This is a genomic window from Vibrio sp. OPT18 (assembly GCF_015163615.1).
Classification (GTDB): Bacteria; Pseudomonadota; Gammaproteobacteria; order Enterobacterales; family Vibrionaceae; genus Vibrio; species Vibrio coralliirubri.
On sequence record NZ_JADDYK010000084.1, the window covers coordinates 1 to 267 of the forward strand.

Consider the following 267-nt stretch of genomic DNA (forward strand, 5'->3'; position numbering starts at 1 on the left):
GGCTTTGTTGCCGAATTCAGCTAAAGAGCGAACGCTAGCTAAATAGCTCGCGTTTTAAACAACATACTGAGTTTCGGGCATACCTATCCCGGTTAGCTTGTTGAGTGCTTTGCTCATGGCGTAAGCCTTACCTACTTGTGCGTTGTAATTCCGAAGCGTGAGTGAAGCTCCGAGTAGTCGTTTACGCGATACATCGCGGTCTCCGATAATGACCGCTTGTGGTACCATACTTCTGTTTCCACTTTTTGTTCGAGCCATAGAGCTTTT

1 pseudogene is annotated in these 267 nt (G+C 46.8%); it reads right to left on the minus strand.

Features of this window, described 5'->3' with window-relative positions:
- Positions 1–54: 54 nt before the first annotated feature.
- Positions 55–267, minus strand: a pseudogene (locus IQQ51_RS21930) (IS5/IS1182 family transposase); the annotation flags it as partial.